The following is a 6,856-nucleotide window of genomic DNA, read 5'->3' as shown; positions in this document are numbered from 1 at the left end:
GGTCCGCCGCGCCGGCCGACGACGACCCGCGACCCCGGGCCCGCCGCGACCGCGGCGCGCACCGGCCGCCCGACGCGCCGGTGCCGACGGGCGCGGCCGCGCGGCGCGTCGACGAGGCGGCCTTCGCCGCGGCCCTGGCGGACCTCGACGCGCTCGTCGGCCTGGACGACGTGAAGCGGCAGGTCCACCGGACCGCGCAGCTCCTGCGGATGCGCGCGCTGCGCGAGGCCGCCGGCCTGCGCGCCGCCGACACGTCGCTGCACCTCGTCTTCTGCGGCGGTCCCGGGACGGGGAAGACGACGGTGGCCCGGCTCTACGGGCGGCTCTACCACGCGCTCGGCCTGTTCGGCAGCGACCGCCTCGTCGAGGTCGACCGCTCGGGGCTCGTGTCCGGCTACGTCGGGCAGACCGCGACCCGCGTGAACGAGGTCGTCGACGCGGCGCTGGACGGCGTCCTCTTCGTCGACGAGGCCTACGCCCTGGCCGGCCGCAGTCCCGGCGACTTCGGCCCGGAGGCGATCGCGACCCTCCTGAAGCGGATGGAGGACGACCGCGACCGCCTCGCGGTGATCTGCGCCGGCTACACGCGCGAGATGGAGGAGTTCCTCGCGTCGAACTCCGGCCTCGCGAGCCGGTTCGGGGAGACGGTCGTCTTCCCCGACTACGAGCCGGCGGACCTCGTCGAGATCCTCCAGCGGTTCGGCGCGGCGCACGACTACGTGCTCGACGGCGCGGCGCTGAGCCGGGCGCGCGAGGTCCTGTCCGGCTGGCACGCCGCCCGCGACGCGTCCTTCGCCAACGCCCGGACCGTGCGCAACCTCTTCGACGACGTCATCGCCGCGCAGGCCGACCGGCTGCTCACCGCCGCCGCGGGCGAGGACGGCGCGGCGCGCCACGTCGATCCCGAGGAGATGCGGCGGATCCGCCGCGCCGACGTCGACGCCGCCGTCGGCACCTGAGCCCGATCCTGTCCGTGCCCCCGACTCGAGGAGCCCCATGACCGCCGCCGTCCCCCGCGCCCCGACCCTCCCGCTCGCCAACGGCGCGGCGATCCCGCAGCTCGGCCTCGGCACCTGGCCGCTGGACGACGCCGGTGCCGAGGAGGCGGTCGCCACCGCCCTGCGGTCGGGCTACCGGCTCGTCGACACGGCGTTCAACTACGGCAACGAGGTCGGCGTCGGCCGCGGGGTCGCGGCGTCGGGGATCCCGCGCGAGGAGGTCTTCGTCACGACGAAGCTCAACCGCGAGGACCACGGGTACGACGAGGTCCAGCGGGCGTTCGAGCGCTCCGCCGGCAAGCTCGGCCTCGACGTCATCGACCTGCTGCTCATCCACTGGCCCAACCCGGACCAGGACCGCTACGTCGACGCGTACCGCGGGCTCGTGCGGCTGCTGGAGGACGGGCGCGTGCGCGCGATCGGCCTGTCGAACTTCAAGCCCGCCCACGTCGAGCGGGTGCTCGACGCCACCGGCGTCGTCCCGGACGTCGACCAGATCGAGCTGGACCCGAGCCGCGGCCGCGCGGAGGAGCGCGCGTACCTCGCCGGGAAGGGCATCGTGACCGAGGCCTGGAGTCCGCTCGGCGGGCGCCGGCAGGACGTCCTGGAGCACCCCGCGGTCGTCGCCGCAGCGCAGCGGCTCGGGCGCACGCCGGGGCAGGTCGTCCTGCGCTGGCACATGCAGCTCGGCCACGTCGCGATCCCGAAGTCCGCCGATCCCGAGCGCCAGCGGCAGAACCTCGACGTCTTCTCGTTCGCGCTCGAGGACGACGAGCTGGCGGCGATCAGCGCGATCGACGACGGCACCGCGCGGATCACCGACTCCGACGACTTCGGCCACTAGGCGGACGGCCGGCGACGGACGGCTCCCTACGGCTCCGGCGCCGCATCGGGCGCCACCGCGTGCTCGCGCAGGACGTCGAGCGCGACGATCGCGAGCGCCCGCTCGTCGCAGGCCTCCAGGACGACGGGCGGGGCCATGCCGTCCACGTAGGCCTGCTGCCAGCGCGACGCGCAGAGGCACCAGCGGTCGCCGGGACGCAGGCCGCGGAAGCCGCCCCGCGGCGTGGAGAGATCGTTGCCCTGCGAGGCGGTGTAGCGCAGGAACCGCTCGGTCACGACGGCGCACACGACGTGCTGACCCAGGTCGGCCGGGTGGAACGCGCAGCAGCCGGTTCGCGTCCACCCGGTCAGCGGATCGGTGCCGCAGACCACCAGCTCGCCGCCGAGGACGTTGCGTCCGCTCATGCGGGCCTTCTACCGGATCGGCGGCGCCCCGTCGCGCGGGCGACGTGGTCGGGTCGGGAGCGCCTACCCGAGGCCGAGCGCGGACGACAGCGCGCGCCACTGGGCCTCGGGCACGCCCTCGACCCCGACCGCCTGGACCGCGACGTGATCGGCACCGGCCGCCCGGAAGTCGCCGACGACCGCGGCGATCCGGGCCGCGTCGCCCTGGGGCACGACCCGGTCCAGGAGCGCGGCGGACCCCGCGCCGGCGACGTCCTCCTCCGAGAGCCCGAGGCGACGGAGGTTGCTGACGTAGTTGTCCAGGCCGAGGTAGAAGCGCGCGAAGCCCTCGGCCGCGGCGCGCGCACGGTCGGGGTCCTCCTCGATCGCGACGGACAGCTCCGCGGCGACGAGCTTGTCCGGGCCGACGGCGGCGCGCGCGGCCACGACGTGCTCGCGCGGGACGAAGTACGGGTGCGCCCCGCCCGCGCGCTCGGCGCTCAGCGCGAGCATCCGCGGTCCCAGCGCGGCGAGGACGCGCCGGTCGACGGGGATCGGCCGCTCGGCGGCGTCGATGCGGTCGAGGAACCCGCGCATCGTCGCGATCGGCTTCTCGTAGCGGTCGGTGGCCTCGCGGTGGCCGATCCCGATGCCGACGACGACGCGGTCGCCGTGGTCGTCGGTGATCGCGGCGTACTCGCCGGCGAGCTCGACCGGGTCGGCGTCCCAGACGTTGACGATCCCCGTCGCCACGACGAGCCGCTCGGTCGCCTCGAGCGCCGGCCGGACGACCGGCAGCCGCGGCGATCCGCCGAGCCAGAGCGCACCGAAGCCCGCCGACTCGGCGACGCGCGCCGCCTGCGCCACCGCCTCGTCGTCGAGGCCCCGGGCACCGAGGAAGACGCCGAACGCTCCGAGCCGCATCGGGCGAGGGTCGCAGATCGCCGGTGCCGCCCCGCGCCGACGCGGCGACGCGGAGCCCCGGCACGGGCGGTCAGACGACCTGCGGAGTGCGGCGGCCCGTGCGGATCCGACGCTCCTCCTCGGCGGCCACGGAGCGGAAGACGGCGGTGTTGCGGCCGGTGGCCAGGCGCGTCGGCGTGACCCGCCGGGCGTGGCGGGCCGCGGCGCAGACGGCGCCGTGCAGGGCGCGCTGCGCCGGGTGGTAGGGCAGGCCGTAGAGCTCCCGGACGCGCTCGGGCAGGCTGCCGAGGATGACGAGGTCCTGGACCGACATCGCCGGGCGGCGCAGCGGCGGCACCGGGATGGAGAAGGCGGAGAAGCGCCCGACGTGGTGGGCCTCGTCGGTGAGGTGCGCGTCGGCGCCCGCGACCTCGGCGTCGAAGTACGCGCGGAACGCGGGGTAGCTCACCGGCAACGCCCCCTCCGGCGTGCCGAAGAGGACGGCGAAGCGCCGGTAGTCCTGCCAGAGCGCCTCCCGCTCCTCGTGCGCGAGCCGGCGGACGAGGAGGTCGTGGAGGACCTCCGCGGAGTCCATCATCACCGCGACGGTCCAGCGCATGAGCGGGCCGTCGAGCGCCGAGTACGCGGTCCCGGCGGGCGTCGCTCCCCCGTCCTCGGGCAGCGTCCCGACGACGCGCTCGTGCATCCGGCGCACGTAGCGCAGGACCGCGTCGGCCTCGGCCCGCGTGCCGAAGAAGACCTGCTCGAACGCGAGCCCCGTGCGCACGAGCCGCTTGAACGGCTCGCGCTTGTTCGCCGTGTGCTCGGACGTGCCGACGTAGTTCAGCGGCTTGATCGCCCCGATGCACAGCGCCCGCTGCCCGTACAGCAGCCCCACCGCGTGCTCGGCCTGCACCCGCCGGAGCATCGAGCCGGGCGGGAAGTACCCCTCGTCGCGGACGGTCCGGACGGGTGCTGGGCGGTGGGCGGTCGTCGGCATGCGCGCTCCAGTGGGACGTGACGCGGACCACTGTACCGCATCCGGAACGACGCGTTTCCGGAAGGGCGGTCGCGCGCCGCCGACGCCTCCGCTTCCGCTTCCGCTTCCGCGCCGCCTACTCCAGCGAGGCCATCACGTGCTTGACGACCGTGTAGTCCTCCAGCGCGTAGGAGGAGAGGTCCTTGCCCCAGCCGGAGTCCTTGAAGCCACCGTGCGGCATCTCGGACGCGAGCGGGATGTGGGTGTTGATCCAGACCGTGCCGAAGCGCAGGGCGTTGGAGACGCGCAGCGCGCGGCCGACGTCACGGGTCCAGACCGAGGAGGCCAGGCCGTACGGGGTGCCGTTGGCCCAGGCGATCGCCTCGGCCTCGTCGGTGAACCGCTGGACGGTGATCGCGGGGCCGAAGACCTCGGTCTGGATCAGCTCGTCGTCCTGCCGGAGGTTCGCGATGACGGTCGGCTCGACGTAGTAGCCGGGCCGGTCGGCCTGCTTGCCGCCGGTGACGATCTCGGCGTGCGACGGGGCGCGGTCGAAGAACCCGGTCACGCGCTCGAGCTGGTTGGGGTTGTTCACCGGGCCGAGCGTCGTCTCGGGGTCGGTCGTGTCCCCGATCACGAGGCCCTTCGCCTGCTCGGCGAGGCCGGCCACGACGTCGTCGTAGACCTTCGGCGAGGCGAGGACGCGGGTCGCCGCGGTGCAGTCCTGGCCGGCGTTGAAGTACCCGGCGCCGGCGATGCCCTCCAGCGCGGTCTCCAGGTCGACGTCGTCGAAGACGATGACCGGCGCCTTGCCGCCGAGCTCCAGGTGCGTGCGCTTGAGCCGCTTGCCGGCGTGTTCGGCGATCCAGCGACCGGTCGCCACCGAGCCCGTCAGCGACACGAGGGCGATGCCGGGGTGCTCGACGATCGCCTTGCCCGGGTCGTTGCCGCCCACGACGACGTTCAGGACGCCCGGGGGCAGCAGGTCGGCGGCGAGCTCGGCGAGCTTCACGGTCGAGGCCGGCGTCGACGGCGCGGGCTTCAGCACCGTCGTGCAACCCGCGGCGAGCGCCGGGCCGATCTTCCAGCCCGCCATGAGCAGCGGGTAGTTCCACGGCGCGATCTGGCCGACGACGCCGACCGGCTCGCGGCGGATGATCGAGGTCAGGCCCTCGAGGTACTCGCCGGCGGCCTTGCCCTCCGGCGTGCGCGCCGCGGCGGCGAAGAAGCGGAGGTTGTCCGCCACGACGCCGATCTCCTCGTCGATCACCGCCTGCAGCGGCTTGCCGGCGTCGCGCGACTCGATCGCGGCGAGCTCGTCGGCGTGCTCCTCGATCCGGTCGGCGAGCTTCAGCAGCGCGAGCGAGCGCTCCGCCGGGGTCGTCGTCGACCAGCCGTCGAAGGCCCTCGTGGCGGCCTGCACCGCACGGTCGACGTCCTCGGCGCCGGACGCGGCGGCGACGGCGTACTCCGCGCCGGTCGAGGGATCGACGACGGGGTTCGTCGCGCCGCCGGCCGCGTCGACGAGCTCGCCGTCGATGAAGTTGCGCAGGGTCTCGCTCATGCTCGGATGCTCCGCTCGGGGATCGCGGGGGCGCGGTCGTGGGGCGCCCCCGTCGCTGCCCGGCAGACTCTCGCGCGCCGGTGGGGCGCGGCAACCGTCCGATCGGCCAAAGGACCCGGGCCGGATTGAGGCGCTCGGGCGATCGACTCCGGGGACCGCCCGGCGGATCGAGGCGCAGGCCGACGGTCCGGACCGCCAGGACGGCGCGCGTCGTCGGTGACGCCGAGCGGCCGCGGGCCGTACCGAGGTCAGACGAAGGGCCGGCCGGCGTGCAGCCGGCGGCGGACGTCCCACTCGCCGACCGTCACCGGCGCGAGGAGCAGGGGCCGGGGCACCAGGGCGTCGACCGCCCGCAGCAGCCGGCGCGCGAGGCGGAAGCGCCGCTGGAGCGCCGGCGTCCAGGGGATCCCGAGCGCCTCCCGGAACGGGCCGGGCAGGTGACCGATCGCGAGCGCCTCCAGCGGCGGGCCCACGACGCGGCGCAGCGGCGCGGGCAGGAAGTCGGTCCGCGCGAACCCCTGGAGGAACGTGCGCGTGACCTCGTCGAGCCGGATCTCGGCGACCGCGGCGTCCCAGTAGCGCTCGAACGCCGCGCGATCGGCCGGCCACCGGTCGACCGGCATCTGCAGCGTCGTGCCCAGCCGCGCGGCGTGGCGGTAGAAGGCGTCGTGGTAGGGCGCGTACTCCGCCGCGCGGTAGAGCCGCAGGTAGTCGTCGAAGCCCCGATAGAGGCACGCCGCGACCCACAGCTGCAGGTCGGCGTCGAAGGCGTTGTAGGCGACCGGGTCGCCCGGGCGGCTGCGAACCTGGCGGTGCTGGCGGTTGATCTCGTCGCGGACGGCGCGCTGCTCGGCCTCGGTGCCCAGGAGCGCGATCGCCAGGAACCCGCCGGTCGTGCGGGCGCGCTTGAACGGGTGCCGGTCCAGCCGACCGCTCTCGACGCGGCTCTCGGCGACGCCACGGCCGACCGGCAGCCGCGAGAGCTGCATGATCACGTTGGCCCCGGCGAACTCGCCGACCCCGAGCAGCGCGTCGCGCAGCAGGCGCGTGAACCTCGGATCCTCGAGCAGGTGCTCGTCGGTCGGGACGGTGCGGCCGTCGAGCGGGACGGCGGAGGCGGTCGACATCGTGGCGCGATCGATCATCGAGGGATGGTGATACAGATCATGCCAAATTGTCTCGCGC

The 6,856-nt window shown here is 75.0% G+C and carries 7 protein-coding genes; 2 read left to right on the top strand and 5 right to left on the bottom strand.

Translation table 11 applies throughout. The annotated features are described in order from the left end of the window. A partial coding sequence (locus tag SK069_RS19955) for an AAA family ATPase (protein ID WP_319956030.1) occupies positions 1 to 959 on the top strand: 959 nt, incomplete at its 5' end. Positions 960 to 996: 37 nt separating this feature from the next. Next, on the top strand, positions 997 to 1,842 hold the full coding sequence (locus SK069_RS19950; RefSeq protein WP_319956029.1) for an aldo/keto reductase: 846 nt from the start codon (positions 997 to 999) through the stop codon (positions 1,840 to 1,842). A 26-nt stretch (positions 1,843 to 1,868) separates the two neighbouring features. On the opposite strand, the gene SK069_RS19945 is transcribed toward SK069_RS19950, so the two are convergent. From SK069_RS19945 to SK069_RS19925, 5 genes are all read right to left on the bottom strand, one after another. After that, positions 1,869 to 2,246, bottom strand: a complete 378-nt coding sequence (locus SK069_RS19945; RefSeq protein ID WP_319956028.1) for a DUF2237 family protein — start codon at positions 2,244 to 2,246, stop codon at positions 1,869 to 1,871. Positions 2,247 to 2,309: 63 nt separating this feature from the next. Beyond that, positions 2,310 to 3,149 carry a TIGR03620 family F420-dependent LLM class oxidoreductase gene (locus SK069_RS19940; protein WP_319956027.1) on the bottom strand — a complete coding sequence of 280 codons (840 nt, stop codon included), beginning with the start codon at positions 3,147 to 3,149 and terminating at the stop codon, positions 2,310 to 2,312. A gap of 70 nt (positions 3,150 to 3,219) precedes the next feature. Continuing rightward, positions 3,220 to 4,128, bottom strand: a complete 909-nt coding sequence (locus tag SK069_RS19935; RefSeq protein ID WP_319956026.1) for an oxygenase MpaB family protein — start codon at positions 4,126 to 4,128, stop codon at positions 3,220 to 3,222. 115 nt (positions 4,129 to 4,243) lie between these two features. Next, positions 4,244 to 5,671 carry a gamma-aminobutyraldehyde dehydrogenase gene (locus SK069_RS19930; RefSeq protein ID WP_319956025.1) on the bottom strand — a complete coding sequence of 476 codons (1,428 nt, stop codon included), beginning with the start codon at positions 5,669 to 5,671 and terminating at the stop codon, positions 4,244 to 4,246. A gap of 248 nt (positions 5,672 to 5,919) precedes the next feature. Continuing rightward, positions 5,920 to 6,816 carry an oxygenase MpaB family protein gene (locus tag SK069_RS19925; protein WP_319956024.1) on the bottom strand — a complete coding sequence of 299 codons (897 nt, stop codon included), beginning with the start codon at positions 6,814 to 6,816 and terminating at the stop codon, positions 5,920 to 5,922. Positions 6,817 to 6,856: the final 40 nt, after the last annotated feature.

The sequence above is a fragment of the Patulibacter brassicae genome (assembly GCF_033949425.1).
In the GTDB taxonomy this organism is placed as follows: Bacteria; Actinomycetota; Thermoleophilia; order Solirubrobacterales; family Solirubrobacteraceae; genus Patulibacter; species Patulibacter brassicae.
Note: the sequence above shows the minus strand (reverse complement) of the source record. Positions and strands in the feature narration are given on the sequence as shown.

Coding starts and splice junctions, on each gene's coding strand:
- SK069_RS19930 (WP_319956025.1), bottom strand. CDS start 5,671: ATGAGCGAGACCCTGCGCAACTTCATCGACGGCGAGCTCGTCGACGCG.
- SK069_RS19940 (WP_319956027.1), bottom strand. CDS start 3,149: ATGCGGCTCGGAGCGTTCGGCGTCTTCCTCGGTGCCCGGGGCCTCGAC.
- SK069_RS19945 (WP_319956028.1), bottom strand. CDS start 2,246: ATGAGCGGACGCAACGTCCTCGGCGGCGAGCTGGTGGTCTGCGGCACC.
- SK069_RS19935 (WP_319956026.1), bottom strand. CDS start 4,128: ATGCCGACGACCGCCCACCGCCCAGCACCCGTCCGGACCGTCCGCGAC.
- SK069_RS19950 (WP_319956029.1), top strand. CDS start 997: ATGACCGCCGCCGTCCCCCGCGCCCCGACCCTCCCGCTCGCCAACGGC.
- SK069_RS19925 (WP_319956024.1), bottom strand. CDS start 6,816: ATGATCGATCGCGCCACGATGTCGACCGCCTCCGCCGTCCCGCTCGAC.